Origin of the sequence: Acinetobacter sp. OYA S30 (genome assembly GCF_033599315.1) — a bacterium.
Taxonomy (GTDB): Bacteria; Pseudomonadota; Gammaproteobacteria; order Pseudomonadales; family Moraxellaceae; genus Acinetobacter; species Acinetobacter baumannii.
Genome location: NZ_JAWVAV010000133.1, coordinates 1 through 892 on the forward strand (window position 1 = coordinate 1; position 892 = coordinate 892).

At 39.6% G+C, this 892-nt stretch carries 1 pseudogene; it reads right to left on the reverse strand.

Annotated features, from left to right (window positions below):
* Window positions 1-892: pseudogene (locus tag R5R67_RS19470) on the reverse strand (phage tail tape measure protein); the annotation flags it as partial.

Below are 892 nucleotides of genomic sequence, written 5' to 3' on the forward strand. Positions count from 1 at the left end.
GCTTTAGATTGCTCTCCAAACATTGAACCAAACATAGATGTAAGAGAACCCATCATTTGGCCACCAAATGCAATTTGAGTGTTCAAGCGGTCTTGCTGATACTTATCTTCAATATCCTGAGCATTCTTTGCATATTCAGCAGCAATCTGATTACGTTGATCTTGAGCAGCTTGAATAATTGCAGTTTTCTGATTTTCGTAATCCTGCTGACTTATAAGCTGTTGCTCAAATTGTGCATTTAAAGCCTCAATAGAATTTTGTTCATTTAAATTAACCACACCTTGCTGACTATCAAGTAGATTTGTCGCGGCACTTAGGCGGCTAGATCGTTCTTGATCTAGTCTATAGAACTCACCACTGCCATTCATATCAGCTTGAATACCACCCCATGCTTGACCAGCTTTTGCTGCACGATCAAGTGCTTCTAATCGTTCTTGATCACGTGATAATGCCAGTCGCTTACGTTTTTCCTCCTCATCTTTTACTGTTTTAGCAATTTCTTCTCGCTCCAATCGGTAGCGTTCTTGCATTGCCTCAGTTTCTGAAAGCAAGAATAATTTAGCTTGAAACAAACGTTGCTCTTGAGCAAGTTTTAGTAAACCTAATTCTTGTTGCAACTGTTGAGCTAACAAATTAACAGCTTCTTTACGCTGTTCTTTCGTCATCTCTAAGTCGTGTTCGGCTTCAAATTGACGTTTTGCAAAACTGTCCTTTAAAAGCTTCTCTTCCGACTTGGTGAAATCACGGAATGAATCAAGCTTAGTCTTTGTAGCTTGCTCAGCAATAGCAATATCATTATCTGCACGTGCTTGAAGTTCTGCTTTAATTTCGGCCTTGCGTTCTGGGCTAAAGTTAGCTTTATCAACATCCTCAAGTTTTTTGGCCAGATCAT